The sequence below is a fragment of the Acinetobacter sp. YH16031 genome, assembly GCF_013417335.1.
Classification (GTDB): domain Bacteria; phylum Pseudomonadota; class Gammaproteobacteria; order Pseudomonadales; family Moraxellaceae; genus Acinetobacter.
In genome coordinates this window covers 40,539-57,993 of record NZ_VPED01000020.1, presented here as the reverse complement: position 1 = coordinate 57,993, position 17,455 = coordinate 40,539, and the positions used below count along the sequence as shown (strand labels likewise).

15 protein-coding genes are annotated in these 17,455 nt (G+C 44.2%); 9 read left to right on the top strand and 6 right to left on the bottom strand.

The window, feature by feature from the left end:
• Nucleotides 1-150: 150 nt before the first annotated feature.
• The 4 genes from FTV31_RS10205 to hemF all read right to left on the bottom strand — a co-directional run bounded on the left by FTV31_RS10205 (nucleotide 151) and on the right by hemF (nucleotide 4,552).
• Nucleotides 151-1,974 (bottom strand): acyl-CoA dehydrogenase C-terminal domain-containing protein, encoded by a 1,824-nt coding sequence (locus tag FTV31_RS10205; protein ID WP_180014651.1) that lies wholly within the window; start codon nucleotides 1,972-1,974, stop codon nucleotides 151-153.
• Nucleotides 1,975-2,360: 386 nt separating this feature from the next.
• Complete coding sequence (gene aroE / locus FTV31_RS10200) at nucleotides 2,361-3,149, bottom strand: shikimate dehydrogenase (protein ID WP_180014649.1); 789 nt, start codon at nucleotides 3,147-3,149, stop codon at nucleotides 2,361-2,363.
• Nucleotides 3,150-3,247: 98 nt separating this feature from the next.
• Nucleotides 3,248-3,454: a hypothetical protein gene (locus tag FTV31_RS10195; RefSeq protein WP_005233693.1), complete on the bottom strand. Its 207-nt coding sequence runs from the start codon at nucleotides 3,452-3,454 to the stop codon at nucleotides 3,248-3,250.
• Between the two features lie 150 nt (nucleotides 3,455-3,604).
• Complete coding sequence (hemF, locus tag FTV31_RS10190) at nucleotides 3,605-4,552, bottom strand: oxygen-dependent coproporphyrinogen oxidase (RefSeq protein ID WP_180014647.1); 948 nt, start codon at nucleotides 4,550-4,552, stop codon at nucleotides 3,605-3,607.
• Nucleotides 4,553-4,793: 241 nt separating this feature from the next.
• Here hemF and hemN point away from each other — a divergent pair, with 241 nt between their 5' ends.
• Entirely contained in the window at nucleotides 4,794-6,167 is a 1,374-nt protein-coding gene (gene hemN / locus FTV31_RS10185) for an oxygen-independent coproporphyrinogen III oxidase (RefSeq protein WP_180014645.1), read from the top strand.
• 121 nt (nucleotides 6,168-6,288) lie between these two features.
• On the opposite strand, the gene ribA is transcribed toward hemN, so the two are convergent.
• Nucleotides 6,289-6,891 carry a GTP cyclohydrolase II gene (gene ribA / locus FTV31_RS10180; RefSeq protein ID WP_004786979.1) on the bottom strand — a complete coding sequence of 201 codons (603 nt, stop codon included), beginning with the start codon at nucleotides 6,889-6,891 and terminating at the stop codon, nucleotides 6,289-6,291.
• Between the two features lie 311 nt (nucleotides 6,892-7,202).
• Between ribA and dxs the strand changes: the two genes are divergently transcribed.
• The 8 genes from dxs to FTV31_RS10140 all read left to right on the top strand — a co-directional run bounded on the left by dxs (nucleotide 7,203) and on the right by FTV31_RS10140 (nucleotide 16,080).
• Nucleotides 7,203-9,113 (top strand): 1-deoxy-D-xylulose-5-phosphate synthase, encoded by a 1,911-nt coding sequence (gene dxs / locus FTV31_RS10175; RefSeq protein ID WP_180014643.1) that lies wholly within the window; start codon nucleotides 7,203-7,205, stop codon nucleotides 9,111-9,113.
• A gap of 114 nt (nucleotides 9,114-9,227) precedes the next feature.
• On the top strand, nucleotides 9,228-10,058 hold the full coding sequence (locus FTV31_RS10170) for an inositol monophosphatase family protein (RefSeq protein WP_004786976.1): 831 nt from the start codon (nucleotides 9,228-9,230) through the stop codon (nucleotides 10,056-10,058).
• 526 nt (nucleotides 10,059-10,584) lie between these two features.
• Nucleotides 10,585-12,444, top strand: a complete 1,860-nt coding sequence (locus tag FTV31_RS10165) for a DEAD/DEAH box helicase (RefSeq protein ID WP_180014641.1) — start codon at nucleotides 10,585-10,587, stop codon at nucleotides 12,442-12,444.
• A 407-nt stretch (nucleotides 12,445-12,851) separates the two neighbouring features.
• On the top strand, nucleotides 12,852-13,670 hold the full coding sequence (locus tag FTV31_RS10160; protein WP_180014639.1) for an ABC transporter ATP-binding protein: 819 nt from the start codon (nucleotides 12,852-12,854) through the stop codon (nucleotides 13,668-13,670).
• Nucleotides 13,667-14,446, top strand: a complete 780-nt coding sequence (gene mlaE, locus FTV31_RS10155; protein ID WP_180014637.1) for a lipid asymmetry maintenance ABC transporter permease subunit MlaE — start codon at nucleotides 13,667-13,669, stop codon at nucleotides 14,444-14,446. Before FTV31_RS10160 ends, mlaE begins: the two co-directional genes overlap by 4 nt.
• On the top strand, nucleotides 14,446-15,123 hold the full coding sequence (locus tag FTV31_RS10150; RefSeq protein WP_004786968.1) for an outer membrane lipid asymmetry maintenance protein MlaD: 678 nt from the start codon (nucleotides 14,446-14,448) through the stop codon (nucleotides 15,121-15,123). The genes mlaE and FTV31_RS10150 overlap by 1 nt, the downstream gene beginning before the upstream one ends.
• A gap of 18 nt (nucleotides 15,124-15,141) precedes the next feature.
• The gene (locus tag FTV31_RS10145) at nucleotides 15,142-15,777 is read left to right on the top strand and encodes a phospholipid-binding protein MlaC (protein WP_004786965.1); all 636 of its coding nucleotides are present in this window, start codon (nucleotides 15,142-15,144) and stop codon (nucleotides 15,775-15,777) included.
• A 12-nt stretch (nucleotides 15,778-15,789) separates the two neighbouring features.
• Nucleotides 15,790-16,080, top strand: a complete 291-nt coding sequence (locus tag FTV31_RS10140; RefSeq protein ID WP_166135914.1) for a lipid asymmetry maintenance protein MlaB — start codon at nucleotides 15,790-15,792, stop codon at nucleotides 16,078-16,080.
• Nucleotides 16,081-16,427: 347 nt separating this feature from the next.
• Here the strand turns inward: FTV31_RS10140 and FTV31_RS10135 are convergent, their stop codons facing one another.
• Nucleotides 16,428-17,441: a CorA family divalent cation transporter gene (locus FTV31_RS10135; protein ID WP_159122636.1), complete on the bottom strand. Its 1,014-nt coding sequence runs from the start codon at nucleotides 17,439-17,441 to the stop codon at nucleotides 16,428-16,430.
• Between the last annotated feature and the right edge of the window lie 14 nt (nucleotides 17,442-17,455).

Below are 17,455 nucleotides of genomic sequence, written 5' to 3'. Positions count from 1 at the left end.
CTTCTTGAGTAAGATGAGTATAGTTCATGATGCAACTTTGACTTTGGTCGGTCGGAAGCAAAATGCTAGCTCATCTTGCTTCCTTCCAATAATTTAATCTCTGTTGCACTTCATTTGAGAATCCAAGAAGCTAAAACCTAAATTTTTGACTTAGTAATCAAAGCTAAAGTGTTCTGATACCAGTGAAGTCATGGTTTTTGATGGGTTCACCATCGCTTCAGCATGGCCTTGGGCACGTGGCAATAAACGCTCAAAGTAGAAATCAGCAGTTTTGATCTTCGCTTTGTAGAACTCTGGAACTTCTGCACCATCACCGGCAACCAGTTTCGCTGAAGCCACCGCAGCTTGTTGTGCCCAGAAGTAAGCCATCATCACATAGCCCGAGAACATCAGGAAGTCCACAGAAGCAGAGGATACGATGTCACGGTCTTTACGTGCTGCCAGCATGATGCGTACAGTTAACGCGTTCCACTGTGCACATAGCTTGGTCAGATCCCAGGCAAAACGGCGCATGTATTTATTGCGTGCATGCTGACCACAGAATTTCAGAATTTCAGCGGTGTAATCACGAATCACTTTACCTTTAGAGGTGAGCAGAACTTTACGACCGATCAGGTCAAGCGCCTGAACGCCAGTCGTTCCTTCGTACAGGGTAGAGATACGTGAGTCACGAACGATTTGCTCCATGCCCCATTCTTTGATGTAACCATGACCACCAAATACTTGCATACCGTGGTTTGCTGCTTCATAACCCATTTCAGTCAGGAAGCCTTTTAAAATAGGGGTATAGAAACCTAAGTGATCATCCTGCTGTTCAAATTCAGCAGTATCACCACGCAGCAGGGCATCATTCATGTTATCCGCGATTTGTGCAGCATGATAGATCATGGCACGACCACCTTCAGCAATCGCTTTCTGGGTCAACAGCATACGGCGTACATCGGCATGGTGGATGATCGCATCCGCTACTTTTTCTGGATCTTTTTTACCAGACAGGGCACGCATCGACATGCGTTCTTTGGCATATGGCAATGCACCCTGGAAAGACAGTTCTGCATGACAGATACCTTGGATTGCGGTACCAATACGCGCGGTATTCATGAAGGTAAACATGGCATGCAAGCCTTTATTTGGCTCACCAATCAAATAACCTACTGCATTGTCAAAGTTCAGTACAGCGGTTGCAGAGGCACGGATCCCCATCTTGTGTTCAATTGAACCACAGTTCACGGCATTGCGTTCACCGATACCGCCATCTTCAGTAGCAATGAATTTCGGTACGATAAACAGGGAAATGCCTTTGGTGCCTTGTGGCGCATCTGGAAGACGTGCCAAAACGATGTGCACGATATTTTCAGTTAAATCATGTTCACCCGCAGAAATGAAGATTTTGGTACCAGAAATCGCATAAGTACCATCAGCTCGCGGTTCTGCTTTAGTTTTTACCTGACCTAGGTCGGTACCGCATTGTGGCTCAGTCAGGCACATGGTTCCTGACCAGGTACCTGCAACCAGATGCGGTAAATAGGTATTTTTCTGTTCATCAGTACCATACTGGATGATGGTATTGATACAGCCCACGCTCAAACCTGGATACATCTGGAAAGACCAGTTTGCTGTACCCATCATTTCGGATTTGATCAGGTTTAAAGACATCGGCAGGTTTTGACCGCCAAATTCTTCAGGATAAGACAGACCTTGCCAGCCACCTTGCACGAACTGATCATAAGCTTCCTTGAAGCCTTTAGGTGTGCGTACTTCGCCATTTTCAAAATGACAGCCTTCTGCATCGCCGGTCTGGTTCAGTGGAGAAAGTACATTTTCACAGAAATCTGCCGCACCTTCTAGAATCATGTCTACCGTATCTGCATCGGCATATTCGCCATTTGACAGTTTTTGGTAATGTGCAGGGTAATCAAGCACTTCATTCATTAAGAAGCGAATATCACGTAAAGGAGCTTTATATGCTGGCATGCGTTTAATCCTGATTAAAATAGTTTTGGATTATCTGTATCGATTCTATGATTATTCACATTGGGGATAAAAAAACATTGATAAAGACAACAAATAAAAATGTCAGAAAAGCGAATCGAGAAGATCAGACAAGTTTAAAGATTAAATAACGGAACTCTCCATCTTCAAATAAGGCACTTATATTGAAAAATGCATATCTGTCTGGACTTTAATCAATATTTAGGGAGATTGTCTAGGGGTATTTTTGTATGAATTGTACACAAATATGGAAGTTCAATCATTGGATAAATCATGTCATTAAATCCAATTTAATTTTATTGTTTTTAATGAAAGGAAAAGAGTGAACGGATTAATGACTAACCCGTTCACCTCAAAAAGATTCAGAATTAAAGAAAATCTTTCAACTCAGGTTTTACTCCGTTCCAGATATAAAAAGATTCAATGGCCTGACCGACTAGCATGCCGAAACCTTCAGAAGTAGGGACGCCACGGGCTTGAGCTTGATCCAGAAAAGTGGACGGTTTGCCATAGGCCATTTCATAGGCATGTTTAAACTGTAGAGCTTCAGGTAGTACCAGCGTATCACCGCTAAGACTGGCAGAAGTCGCATTAATCACAATATCAAACTCACCGGCTAAATCAGTTAAGGCAATAGCTTGTAACTCCGCCTGAGGCACAGCGTCTTTTAGATCGGCAACCAGTTGTTCTGCACGTGACAAAGTACGGTTAGCAATGACAATCTTCTTCACACCAGCTTGTACCAATGGATAGATAACGCCGCGGGTCGCGCCACCAGCACCAATAATCAGGATATCGGTATTTTCCAGAGTCCAATCAAGAGCACGAATAGCCTCGACTAAGCCTTGTCCGTCAGTATTATCGCCATGCAGAATGCCATCTTTCATCCATAGAGTATTAACGGCTTTGGCGATTTTGGCGCGTTCGGTAAGGATCTGGCACTGGGCAAAGGCCTGTTCTTTGAAAGGCACAGTCACATTCATGCCAAGACCGCCCTGAGCAAAAAATTCCTGAATATTGGCTGTGAAACCATCCAGTGGGGCAAGGCGTTTGGTATAGGTCAGATCGATCCCGGTTTTGGCAGCGAAAGCCTGATGCAGTTCAGGAGAGCGTGATTGTTCGATGGGGTTGCCAATAACGGCAAATTGCTTGCTCATTTCACCATGTCCATGTACGGAAATGGCCATTAATATACGTGAAAATGCAGGAGGGCTAAAGCCTATCAGCAGTGAAAAGCAGGCTAAAGATTAAAGGTTTAGGAACTACAGATCTCAATAATATGTTCAACAAAAAGCAAGGCCATACTAAATAAGGTTCCTGCAATTGTGAGGACACTCACAAAAATGGCAACTACATCTAAAATCAGGTTATGACTGATGACAGCGGTACTAATCGCACTAATACCAAGCGCCAGAAATAGCCAAAAGGCCAACGTAGCAGGATTAAGGTGAAGCTTAAACATTGTTATTTTTACCTAGCAGAATTTATCTTTATCAGAGTCAAGATCAAGGAGTAGATCCTGAAATATCTTTCTGAGTTGCAGTATAGAGGATTTATCCATTAAAAAAGCCCTCCATCTGAGGGCAATTTGTATTTAAATATTTTGATTGCTTTATTTTGTTTTTAATTCTGTTAACCAGTCATGTGGTTTAAGGTAGTAATCGGTCAAACGTTTTTCTGGCGATCCTTCAGCCCATTCCGGGCGGTATAACCAGCCGGTAAGAGGTGGCAGGCTGACTAGAATTGATTCAATCCGGCCACCAGTCTGCAGGCCAAATAGTGTGCCACGGTCATATACCAGATTGTATTCCACATAACGGCCACGACGATACAGCTGGAAATCACGTTGTGCTTCAGTATATGGCTTATCCTGATTGCGCTGGAAAATTGGCAGAATTGCTTCGAGATAACCATTGCCTACAGCCTGTATATACTGAAAACAGGTTTCAAAATCCCATTGATTCAGGTCATCAAAGAATAGGCCACCGACACCGCGCTGCTCATCACGGTGTTTTAGATAGAAATAATCATCACACCATTTTTTATGTTCTGGATAAACCTCTTCGCCAAAAGGCGCACAGAGATCATGCGCGGTCTGGTGCCATGACAGCACATCTTCATCATTTGGATAGAAAGGAGTGAGGTCAAAACCGCCACCAAACCACCAGATCGGATCCTGACCTTCTTTTTCCGCCACAAATAAACGTACATTGGCATGTGAGGTCGGGACATTCGGATTTTTAGGATGGATGACTAAAGATACACCCATGGCTTGAGCTTTAGCTCCGGCTATATTCGGATGGCGTTCAGTGGCAGAAGCGGGCAGTTTGGAAATATTGATGTGAGAGAACATCACACCGCCTTTTTCAATCACCGTACCATTTTGCAGCACGCGTGAACGGCCGCCGCCACCTTCAGGACGTTCCCAGTCATCAATCACAAATTCGGCTGTACCGCCACCGGCACGTTCCTGCTGTTCCAGCGCGGCACAAATCCGGGCTTGCAGGTCGAGGAGAAAATCGCGAACGCGTTGAATATCTGCAGAGGTAGGATGCTGCATCAGAACCCTCATAGGGAAATAAAAAGACTGCTTACATCAAAGCATAAAATGGCCTAAAAATTAAGGTGTTTTTCTGGATGCTCACCATCTGTAACAACATTCAACCTAATGTTTTAGAAGGATGTGTAGAGCATTAAATCCGACCAGACTACTAGGTTGAATTCTTTTTTTGAGCTCCGCACAATAACCTCAAAAGCGCTTATGCAGCGCATTAACCTGACTGATAAGGTGGTAGGCATTCATGACTGTGCAGGCAAATTCTCTCATTCAAAAATATAATGTCCCCGGTCCTCGCTACACCAGTTATCCAACCGTACCTTATTGGGAAGAGTCAGGATTTTCACTAGAGCTTTGGAAGCAGACACTAAAACGTTCTTTTCAGGAGTCGAATGCGACTGAAGGAATCAGCCTGTATATCCATCTGCCATTTTGTGAAAGTTTATGTACCTTCTGTGGCTGTCATAAACGGGTGACCAAACGTCATGAAGTCGAGCAGCCTTATATACAAGCTGTGCTGAAAGAATGGGAGCTGTATTATGAGTTATTAGAAGAAAAACCCATCATCAAAGAAATTCACCTCGGTGGTGGGACACCGACGTTCTTTTCCATTGGACATTTAACCCAACTCATTCAAGGTATTTTGTCCAAAGCCGAGATTGCAGCAGAACATGAATTCAGCTTCGAAGGTCATCCAAACAATACCACGCGTGAGCATTTGCAAGGCTTATATGACTTGGGCTTTCGTCGGGTCAGTTATGGCGTGCAGGATTATAATGAAACCGTACAAAAAGCCATTCACCGCATTCAACCTTATGACAATGTTAAACAGGTGACTGAATGGGCACGTGAAATTGGTTATGAATCGATTTCGCATGATCTGGTTTTTGGTCTGCCATTTCAAAGTCTGGATGATGTTTTAAATACTATTGATCAGACCAATTCATTGTTACCAGACCGTCTGGCCTTATATAGCTATGCACATGTGCCTTGGATTAAAGGGAATGGCCAGCGCGGTTTTAAAGATGCGGATGTGCCAAAAGATGAGATCAAGCGCCAATGTTATGAAGAGGGTAAGAAAAAGCTCCTAGCGCATGGTTATCATGAAATTGGTATGGATCATTTCGCGCTAGAAAAAGACAGCATGTACCAATCCTTTCAATCCGGAACTTTGCACCGCAATTTTATGGGTTATACCGCGTCTAAAACTCAGGTGATGATCGGACTCGGAATTTCTTCGATTAGTGATAGCTGGTATAGCTTTGCGCAGAATGTGAAAATCATTGAAGAATATTATGAACTGCTAGAGCAGAATCAGATTCCAGTGGTAAAAGGCCATATCCTGACTCAGGAAGATCTGATTATTCGTAAACATATCCTGAACCTGATGTGTAGCTTTACTACTTCTTGGGCAAAACCTGACATGCAGTTTGCTGAAATTGATGAAGTTCTAAAGCAGCTTGAGGAAATGCAGCAGGATCAGCTGATCAAAATTGAAGACTCTTCAGTCACGATTTTGGAGAAAGGGAAACCATTTGTACGCAATATTTGCATGGCTTTTGATTTACGTTTAAAGCGTCGTATGCCAGAGAACCGGATTTTCTCGATGACGATTTAAGAATCCCTCTTAGGATCTTATAAATCCCTCCAAACCTCCCTTTAAAAAAGGGAGGCTTCCCTATACTTATATAAAAGGAAATTTCCCCTCTTTGAAAAAGAGGGGGCAGGGGGAGATTCTTTTAAAAATCTTCCTTCTGATACATATGCGCCATACGCTCATGCTTGGTTTTGAGGTATTGCTCATTGAATGGATTCAGACCCACAGTGAGTGGTACACGGTCCACTACATTAATGCCTTGCTCTTTCAGTGCATCAATTTTTAAAGGGTTGTTGGTAATCAGGCGGACGGCTTTTACACCTAAGTGATCTAGCATGATGCTGCACATATCATATTGACGTGCATCTGCAGGTAAATTCAGCATCAGATTGGCATCGACCGTATCATGGCCCTGGTCTTGCAAGGCATATGCACGGATTTTATTGGTCAGGCCAATTCCGCGTCCTTCCTGACGTAAATAAAGAATGACACCGCGACCCACTTCATTAATCAGTTTTTGTGTTGCCTGGAGTTGAGGGCCACAGTCGCATTTTAATGAAGCAAAGGCATCACCGGTTAAACATTCAGAATGTACACGGACCAGCACAGGTTCATCACTTGGTTCTTCGAGGCCTTTGGAAAGCGCGACATGTTCTTCGCCAGTCTTAGGGTCTTGAAAAACAGTAATTTTAAATTCACCATGAGCGGTCGGTAATCTTGAAGTTGCGACAAATTCGATAGGCACAGCTGAACCCGTAAAATCCTAATAAAGTAGCTAAAGTATAGCGTAATGCTTAAACATTAGTAGAATTGCTCAGCTGAATTTATGAAGAACATTTTCTTTTTTGTAGAAAGCGAACGATAATAGTTGATAAATAGTAAGATTATTCAGGATAATCGTAGCCTGCAAATTTTTCACCCCGACGAGATCGCTGTTTAATATTGCATCGCTAGAAGCGTAGCTGAATTGAAGCTGCTACAATTCAACTATATGATCGGTTATTCCCCATTGACCTAGCTTAAGATTTTGCCAGGCTTTAGAAGGCTTTGCCATATATGCTGTATACAGAAATACCAACTCAACGCCCTGTAACACCGTTGCTTGATGCGATCGATCATCCTGAGCAACTGCGTGCACTCGAGCAAAGCCAGCTCACACAAGTGGCGGATGAGTTACGTCAATTCATTTTGTATGCTGCGGGTCAGAGTGGTGGACACTTTGGGGCCAATCTGGGTGTGATTGAGCTTACTGTCGCTTTACATTACTGCTTTAATACGCCACATGATCGCCTGATCTGGGATGTGGGTCATCAGGCTTATCCGCATAAGGCGTTGACCGGACGTCGTGAACAGCTCACTACAATCCGTGCCAAAGATGGCCTGGCTGCATTTCCAGCGCGTGAAGAATCCGAATTTGATACTTTTGGGGTAGGGCATTCATCTACCGCAATTTCTGCTGGTCTCGGCATGGCTTTGGCACGCCGTTATCAGAACAATCCGTGTGAAGTCGTATCAATCATTGGTGATGGCGCCATGACAGCAGGTATGGCCTTTGAAGCTATGAATGATGCTGTGGCACATCAGGCTGACTTGATGGTGGTTCTGAATGACAATGATATGTCGATTTCATGTAGTACTGGTGGTTTTGCCAAGCATCTCGCTGCAATTTGGGAGCGTGGCGAATTCGTCAATGTGACTGAAGATGGTGAGGCTTATGTACAGCCACATCCGGAATGGCTATATAACTCACGTTTACATCAAGCTGCAACTGATGCCGCAGATAACCTGTTTAAAGCCATTGGTTTTGATTATTTTGGTCCTTATGATGGCCATGATGTCAAACAACTGGTACACGTCTTTAAAGCCTTGAAAAAACGTAAAGGTCCGCGTCTAATTCATATCTATACCAAAAAAGGTAAGGGCTTTGCACCAGCAGAATGTGACCAGATTAAATACCATGCGATTAGTAAACTCAATGCAGTTGCAGTAGCTAATCCAGCACCGAAATATTCCGATGTATTTGGACAATGGTTATGTGATGAAGCAGCACAGGATAAACGCCTATTGGCGATTACTCCGGCGATGTGTGAAGGTTCAGGTATGGTGCAGTTTGCCAAAGAATACCCTGAACGTTTCTTTGATGTGGCCATTGCAGAACAACATGCAGTGACGCTTGCCGCTGGTATGGCTTGTGAAGGTTTAAAACCGGTCGTCGCAATTTATTCAACTTTCCTGCAACGGGGATATGACCAGTTGGTGCATGATGTAGCGCTGCAAAATCTGGATGTGACGTTTGGGATCGATCGTGCCGGTCTGGTTGGTGAAGATGGTCCAACGCATGCCGGCGCCTATGATTATGCCTATATGCGTACCATTCCGAATCTGGTGATCATGGCACCAAAAGATGAGAATGAATGCCGTCAGATGTTGCATACGGCTTATCTGTATCATGGTCCGGCAGCAGTGCGTTATCCGCGCGGGAATGGACTGGGTGTGGAAATCCAGAAAACCATGACCGAGATGCAGATCGGTCAGGCAGAATTGTTGCTCAGTCTGAACGAACAATATGATGAATATGTTTCAATTCTAGCGTTCGGTAGTCGGGTTCAAGCCGCAGTTGAAGCCGCTCAAGTATTTGCCAGCAAACATGAGGTGGGTGTACGCGTGGTAAATATGCGTTTCATCAAACCACTGGATACCAAAATGTTAAACCAGCTGGCCCATTCTACCAGCCTGTTTGTCACTGTTGAAGAACATGCAGTTATGGGCGGCGCAGGAAGTGCAGTGAATGAGTATCTGGCTGAAGCTCAAATCGTTAAACCAATCCTGAATCTAGGTTTAGCGGATAACTTTATGGCACAAGCAACACATAGCCAGATGTTGCAGCAGGCAGGACTTGATAGCCAAGGCATTGAAAAATCAATCAATGAGGCCTGGTCAAAGCTAGGTCAAAGCGTTCTGTTATAAACGCTTAAAAAGTTTCGACACATTTTTTCCCAAAAAGCCCGGATATTTGCTAAAATATGCGGGCTTTTATGCATTATTCTTTATCAGTATCTTCAAATTTGTAGTGGGTGTTCAATGGAACCTATGGTGGTGATGGCTGCGCGTGCGGCTCAATTAGTTGGTCAAGAGCTTTTAAAAGCGCATCAAAATCGTCATAAACTCGATCTGCAAGTCGAAGAAAAAGGCATTGATGGTCCGGTAACGCGTGTAGATCGTTATCTGGAACAGTTGACCATCGATACTCTACGTAAAAGCTATAAAAATCACAGTTTCCTTGGTGAAGAATTTGGTCTGCAAGAAGGTAAAGGTCACGACGCTGATTGGTGTTGGGTGATCGATCCACTTGATGGCACACTAAACTTTATCAACGGTTTTCCGCATTTCTGTATCTCTATCGCAGTTCAGCACAAAGGTGTAACTCAGCACGGTGTTATTTATGACCCTGTGAAAGATGAGCTATTCTCTGCGAGCCGTGGTCGTGGTGCGATGCTGAACCAGCGCCGTATCCGTGTAAATGTTAAAGACAGTTTGAACAATACTTTCTTGGCAGTAGGTCATGCTTACCGTACTAAACGTAACGGTGAAGTAGTCTCTTATGCCAAGAATCATTTTGATGCATTGCTCAATGTGACTGAAGCAGGTGCACAATTCCGTCGCGGTGGTTCAGCTGCCTTGGATCTGGCTTATGTAGCTGCTGGTCGTCTTGATGGTTACTTCGAGCTAGGCTTGAAACCTTGGGATATTGCAGCAGGCGAGTTAATCGTGAAAGAAGCGGGCGGTACTGTGGTTGATGCACGTGGTGGTAGCGATTCTATGGAAAATGGTCAAGTTTTGGCTTGTTCAATGAAAATGCTGAAACCTCTTATGCAAGCAGTTGTTCCTGCTTGGGGTGAGGCAGCGAAATAATCGGGTTTAACGCCGTAAATCGAATATTAAAAAGGTATCTCTCGGGATGCCTTTTTTATTTTTGAAAATAATTACGTGATAAATATCTTAATATTTAGATGATTCACAGCCTTGATAAAAAAAATTGACCGGCTGGAGAATTAATTACATTTCTTTTCTTGTTTAAGTCTTGGAAATTGATGAAGAAATTAGCAGTTAAACAAAATAATCTGAAAAGCAGATGACTTTATGAATAATCCTGCTATAATCTGCGCACGCACTTAATTTCTGTTCGTTACCTGAACATTTCTCTTCTTATCATTGTGTATGCGCGTGCGGTCCAAAGAGAGGACGATATCTCGCGCCCCAATCGCTAAAGCGATTCCTTCAGGTTATGCCGTAATCATGCGTGCGTTATATCACATCGTCGTTACTCGGATCGCCGCTGAATCATCTCTTTTCAGCGTTTAATTGCTGTACCGCTTTTTGTCGATGTCCATTTGACTTTATTTTTAATGGAGCACCCAATTTCCGGGTGGAATACTCTATGAGCAAAACTTTTGCTGAATTTTCTTTGCATGAATCGTTACAACAAGCCCTTCAAGGCTTAGGTTTTACTACTCCGACTCCTGTACAAGAACAATCTATCCCTGCTGCACTAGAAGGTAAAGACCTTTTAGTATCTAGCCAGACAGGTTCGGGTAAAACCGCTGCGTTCCTTCTCCCAACTTTGAACGCACTTGCTAACCAAGATACTTTCGTACCATTTAAAGAACGTATGAAAGCGGTGACTCAACCGACTATTCTGGTGATTTCACCAACTCGTGAATTGGCACAACAAGTATGCCAAGACGCGATCGCATTTGTACGTCACATGAAAGGTGTTCGTATTGCTGCAATTATGGGTGGTATGCCTTTTGGTAAACAAATCCAGCAGTTAAAAGGTGCACAGGTTGTTGTAGCAACTCCAGGCCGTTTACTTGATCTTGTTAACCGTCGTCAAATCAAACTTGACAAAGTTGACTCGCTGATCGTCGACGAAGCTGACCGTATGCTGGATCTTGGCTTCTCTGAAGACCTAGAAGCAATCGGTGACTTGGCTGCAAACCGTAAACAAACACTGATGTTCTCTGCAACTTTCGCTCCACGTATCATTACGCTTGCTGAACGCATGATGAATGAGCCAGAGCGTATTGCAATTGAAACTGGTCACTCTACCAATACTGACATTACCCAGACTTTACACTGGACTGATGGCTTTGAGCACAAGAAAAAACTTCTTACTCACTGGTTAAACGAAGAAGATGTTGATCAGGCAGTGGTCTTTGCTTCTACTCAAGAAGATACAGATATGCTGGCTGAAGAACTTGCTGAAGCAGGTTTATCAGTTGTTGCTCTGCATGGTGCGATGCCACAAACCGTTCGTAACCGTCGTCTGCGCAGTATCCGTGAAGGTCGTGCAAAAATCCTGGTTGCAACTGACGTTGCAGCACGTGGTCTAGACGTACCGACAATCTCTCACGTGATCAACTTTGGTCTTCCTATGAAGAACGAAGACTATGTACACCGTATCGGTCGTACAGGTCGTGCGGGCCGTACCGGTAAAGCAATTACTTTAGCGACTTATCGTGAACGCGGTAAAATCCGTGCACTAGAAGACTTCCTTGAAGCTCGTCTAAATGTATCTGAAATTGAAGGTCTTGAGCCATCTCCACCTCCTGCACGCGGTAGCCGTGATGGCGCTGGTCGTGGTCGTGGCGGTCGTCGTGATGGCGGTCGTGGCTTCGGTGGTGGTCGTCGTTTCGAAGGCGAGAGCAACTTCAAACGTCGTGAAGGTGGTGATGACCGTCCACGTCGTAGCTTCGATGACAAACCTCGTGGCGAACGTCCTGCGTTCGGTGGCGAAGATCGTCCACGTCGTGACTTCAACAGCGATCGTCCACGTCGTGAAGGTGGTTTCAGTGATCGTTCACGTCGTGACTTCAATGAAGACCGTCCACGTCGCGAGTTTAACAATGATCGTCCACGTCGTGACTTTGGTGACCGTCCTCGTTTCGAAGGTAATGATGACAACCGCGGTAACCGTGTAGATTACAAACCACGTCGTGAAGGTTCATTTGGTGACCGTCCAAAACGTGATTTCGGTGATCGTCCTGCTCCACGTCATGAAGGTTCTTTCGGTGACCGTCCTAAACGTGATTTTGGTGATCGTCCTGCTCCACGTCGTGAAGGTGGTTTCGGTGACCGTCCTAAACGTGATTTCGGTGATCGTCCAGCACGTTCATTCGGTGATGACCGTCCAAAACGTGACTTTGGTGACCGTCCAGCGCGTCGCAACTTTGATGACAAGCCACGTGGCGAGCGTTCATTCGGTGAAGATCGCCCACGTCGTAAATTCAATGACTAATTGAATAACGTCTGAAAAAAAACCAGCCTGAGTGCTGGTTTTTTTTATGCATTGATTTTTTGTTTTTTCAGCATAAAATGCCTACTTCATCAACTTTTTCTGAGTTTATGATGATCCGTAACCTGAAAACGTCTTTTTATAGTCTTTCATATTATTGAGGGGTACATGTCCTACATTGCGGTAACTTTGCTTTTGTGCAATCTGATTTATTATGTATATCGTTTTTTAAATGGATCATAGTCTGTTAAAATCGCGTCGAAATAAAATTTTTGATTACTAGAAATATATGGCCAAGCATGGAGCATTATGTTTTCCATGAACTTGACCCTTCATTTTCAAATGCTAACATGTTGAACTTCGTTCTTTTGTCATATGCATGCTGAAAAAATGCAGGAATAAACTCAGCTATGAAAAATCAAACAGCGCAGGATCCTCAGTCTTTGATTGAAGTCAAGAATTTGAGTTTCAAGCGGGGTGAGCGTGTAATTTATGACGATGTCAGTTTAAACATTCGTCGTGGGCAGATTACCGCCATTATGGGACCTTCCGGAACTGGTAAAACCACTTTATTAAGATTGATCGGCGGGCAACTGACGCCTGAACAGGGTCAGGTTTTACTGGACGGTAAAGATATTGCCAAGATGTCCCGTTCCGAGCTTTTTTCCGCACGTGCACGTATGGGGATGCTGTTCCAAAGTGGTGCTCTGTTTACCGACATGAGCGTCTATGAAAATGTTGCCTTTCCGATTCGTGCGCATACCAAATTGCCTGAACATTTGATTGCTGAAATCGTGGCTTTGAAACTCGAATCAGTAGGACTGCGTGGGGCAGAGCAGATGATGTCTTCAGAGTTGTCTGGCGGGATGAATCGTCGTGTCGCATTGGCTCGTGCGATTGCACTGGACCCGGAGCTGATCATGTACGATGAGCCTTTTGCCGGGCAGGATCCGATTGTGATGGGTGTTTTGACCCGACTGATCCGCTCTCTACGTGAAGCATTGGATTTAACGACCATTATTGTTTCACATGATGTGGCAGAGACTTTATCGATTGCTGATTACATCTATGTGGTCGCAGAAGGCAAAATTCAGGGTGAGGGCACAGCAGATGAATTGAAAAATCATCCTTCAGCTTTTGTGCAGCAGTTCCTAACCGGTTCGGTTGAAGGCCCGGTAGATTATCAGTTTAGTCATCAGGCTTATTTAAGTGGTGAGGTACGTTCATGAATGCCATTGCTGCCTTAGGTAGACGCGTTATTGAACGTGTTCAGGGAATTGGTGTTGCAACACTGATGCTGTTGCAGATTCTCTTTTCCATGCCGACCTGGATTGGAGTAAAGCTGTTTGTTTATCAGATGTATCGGGTCGGGGTACTGTCACTCTTAATCATTGCGGTATCTGGCCTGTTTATTGGTTCAGTACTCGGTTTGCAGATGTATACCATCCTGTCGACCTTCGGTAGTGAAGCGATGCTTGGTACTGCAGTGGCTTTAACCTTGTTACGTGAATTGGCACCTGTGGTTGCTGCCTTACTATTTGCTGGTCGTGCCGGTTCTGCCTTAACTGCCGAAATTGGTTTGATGAAAGCGACCGAGCAATTATCCAGTATGGAAATGATCGGGGTCGATCCCTTAAAACGGGTGATTTCACCACGCCTTTGGGCCGGTATTTTTAGCTTGCCCATGCTCTCAGTGATCTTTGCTGCGGTCGGGATTATGGGCGGAAAAATGGTGGGTGTTGATTTTCTGGGTGCAGATGAAGGCGCATATTGGAGTGGCATGGAAAGTACCGTGCGATTCTATAAAGATGTCCTGAATGGCACCATTATCAAGAGTTTTGTTTTCGCATTAATTTGTACCTGGATCGCGGTTTATCAGGGTTATGCCTGTGAACCAACATCAGAAGGTATCGCAACTTCTACAACACGTACGGTCGTCTATTCTTCGCTGTGCGTATTAGGTTTTGATTTCGTGTTGACTGCGGTCATGTTCGGAGGTATTTAATGAAATCACGTACTAGTGAGCTGGCCGTTGGTGTTTTTGTCATTCTTTTCGGTATCGCCCTGTTTTTTTTGGCGATGCGTGTCAGCGGTTTGGTAGGCACCAATATTTCTGATAGCTATCAGATGACAGCGACTTTTGAAAATGTAAATGGCATCAAGCCACGCGCTAAAGTTGCTTTAAGTGGGGTGAAAGTCGGTCAGGTTGATAAAATTACGCTGGATCCGGTGACCCGTTTAGCCACTGTCCATATGACGCTGGATGGCTCTCTGACTTCTTTTAATGCCGAGCAGCTCAAGCAGGTTCAGCAGGAAGCATTGGAAGAGTTACGTTATAGTTCAGACTATACCGCAGCCGATCCTGCGCAACAAAAAACAATGGAAAAACAACTATTAGATAACATGAAATCCATCACCAATATTGATGAAGATGCTTACATTATGGTAGCAACAAATGGTTTATTGGGTGAAAAGTATCTGAAAATTATTCCAGGTGGCGGTCTGACTTACTTGAAACGTGGTGAGCAGATTGCGAACACTCAAGGCACCATGGAAATTGAAGATTTAGTGACGAAATTTATTACCGGTGGTGCCGGAAAATCGTCAGATAGTCAGGAAAGTGCCTCAGAAGAAGCTGCATTTTCAGAAACAACAGATGCAGAACCTGCATTTGTTGAATAACAGATTGAGGAGATTTGAGTGAAGACTTTAGTAAAACAAACGCTTGCTGCAAGCATTCTTTCAACAATGGTTGCTGGTACAGTGTTTGCTGCACCGTCTGAAGCCCCACCTGCTTTTATTAAAAGAGTTGCAGACAATTTGATTGATCGTCTTAAAACCGATCATGCTAAATTGCAGAATAATCCTGCGCTTGTGAAAACGATTGTTCGTCAGAATCTTGACCCGTATATCGATTCACAATCGTTTACCCGGATTGTGATGGGGACTTATGCGACCAATCAGTATAGTACTGCGGCGCAGCGTGCACAGTTTGAAAAGAACTTCCGTGAAACCCTGATTGAAAATTATGGTACGGCTTTCTCTAAGTTCAGTAACCAGACTTACAGCGTTCGTCCTTATAAGGCAACTAACAGCAAAAATCCTGTGGTGACTATCGACTTTAATAACAAAGGCGAGAAAATCCCGGTTGCTTTCCAGCTGGTTGATAAAGGTTCACAATGGAAAATCCGTAACATCAATGTTTCTGGTATTGACCTAGGTCTGCAGTTCCGTAACCAGTTTGCGGCTACAGTAAAACGTAATGGTGGTAATCTGGATAAAGCCATTGCCAACTTCAAGCCAGATGCAGAAGCGGCGATTGACAAGAAAAAATAAGATAGGTGAGCTGTGATTCAATTCAATAATCAGGAACTACAGGTTTCAGGCAAGATTGACGCTGACAATGCGCAGAACTATTACCTAGATGGTTTGCGTGTTATTCAGTCACAGGATAAATTTCCTGTGGTAGTTAATCTGGCTGGTCTTGAGCAGGGTAGTACTTTGGCTTTGGCCGTTCTGGTGCGCTGGTTGCGCCAGACCCCGCAAGCACGAGGGCTACAGTTTAAAGCAGTTCCTGAGAAAATGATGAAGATCATTCAGGCCTGTCATTTGCAGGATGATTTACAGATCATTCAGTAAATAAAAAAGCACCGAAAGGTGCTTTTTTATTGCCGGTATATTTTAAAAAAGTTCCTCTCTTTCTCAAAGGAAGCTTAGGAGGGATTAGTTAATTAACCTCTCTCTAACCCTCTCCTGAAAGGAGAAGGAACTTGTATTTTAGAAAAGTGGAGAAATGGGTCTAGACTCGAACTTTAAGTAAATATTGGAAGTCTTTTCTCTCTGAGCGAGATTTAAAGCACTGCCTTAAATCTAAGCACAAGAGACTTAGAGAGAGGATTAATTCTGACCTCACCCTTGAGCAGCAGTGCTGCACATCACCTGAAAAGAGAGGGAAATTCCTCCCTTAGGAGAAATTAGGAGGGATTCTAAATCCACTTCTTCCATCTAAAGTAAATCAATGGCCCAATCAGGAAGCCCATAATAATAATGTTCACCATCACAAAGCTCATCGAACCTTGAGCGAAAGGCAAGACATCAGTGTTCATCCCGTAAATACTGGCAATCAGCATGGGTGGTGCGAGCATACTTGGTAAAATCGAGAAGCGACGGATCGTATCATTCTGTTCAGTGTTAATGAATCCGGACGTGGTATCCAGCAAGAATCGGACTTTTTGGAACAGGAAGGCATCATGCTCGACCAGTGAGCGGACGTCTTCACTGAGTTCTCGAATATCTGCATCATAAATATGACTGCCTAAGGCTCGTGGACGTGACAGGAAGGTAAGTACACGGCGTAAATCGATCAGACAGAGCTGAGCTTTCCCGAGCATATCTTCCAGTTGGGCCAGACGGGTAATCATGTCATCCAGATCAAGGATCTGTTCACGATGCCGGTTATTCAGCACTTCGGTTGAGTATTTTTCCAGATCCTTATGCACATCTTCCAGAATATCGGCCAACTCATCCAGTTTGGCCTCGAGCAAACCCAGCAAAATCCAGGTTGGATCTTTATAGTCAATATCATAATCATTGCGACGCGCACGGGCACGAAAGGCCCGGAAAGCTACCAGCTTTTCACCACGCAGGGTAAAGAGCCGGTCCTTATGCAAAATGAAAGCGACTGTCTGAACCGTCGCGAGGATGCTGGCATCATCCTCATGTTCACTTTCGACCTGATAATTTTTATTTTTCGTTAAGAAATAGGTACTGATGTGCAAAATACCGTCATCATCACGGTAGAATCGAGCACTCGAAGAAATATCTTCCAGAGATTTTAAGGTGGGCAGGTTTTGCTCATAGGCATCCAGAATCCATTGCTGTTCTTCTTGTGAAGGCGCAATTAAATCTATCCAAACCAGTTCCGGATGCAGGTCGAAATCACCATTGATGGTGGCATCTTCTAGGCTACCGCGCTCTGTGGCGTAAAAGGCTTCAAGCATGCTGTCTTTTCTCC